Below are 243 nucleotides of genomic sequence, written 5' to 3'. Positions count from 1 at the left end.
ACGTTTATCCAGTTTTGAAAGAATAATTCTTTCAAATTAATCTAGTGATGATGGCAAAGAGGTCACACCTGTTCCCATACCGAACACAGAAGTTAAGCTCTTTAGCGCCGATGGTAGTTGGGGGTTTCCCCCTGTGAGAGTAGGACGTCGCTAGGTTATTACCCAGGAGGATTAGCTCAGCTGGGAGAGCACCTGCCTTACAAGCAGGGGGTCGGCGGTTCGAGCCCGTCATCCTCCACCATT

Annotated in this window: 1 tRNA gene and 1 rRNA gene; both read left to right on the top strand. The window is 49.4% G+C overall.

Annotated features, from left to right (window positions below):
• Nucleotides 1-40 precede the first annotated feature (40 nt).
• Nucleotides 41-156: ribosomal RNA gene (rrf, locus tag LZ480_RS19790) — 5S ribosomal RNA — on the top strand.
• 9 nt (nt 157-165) lie between these two features.
• Nucleotides 166-241, top strand: a tRNA-Val gene (locus LZ480_RS19785).
• Nucleotides 242-243: the final 2 nt, after the last annotated feature.

The sequence above is a fragment of the Solibacillus palustris genome (assembly GCF_022549215.1).
GTDB lineage: Bacteria > Bacillota > Bacilli > Bacillales_A > Planococcaceae > Solibacillus > Solibacillus daqui.
This window is presented reverse-complemented; position numbering and strand designations above follow the sequence as displayed.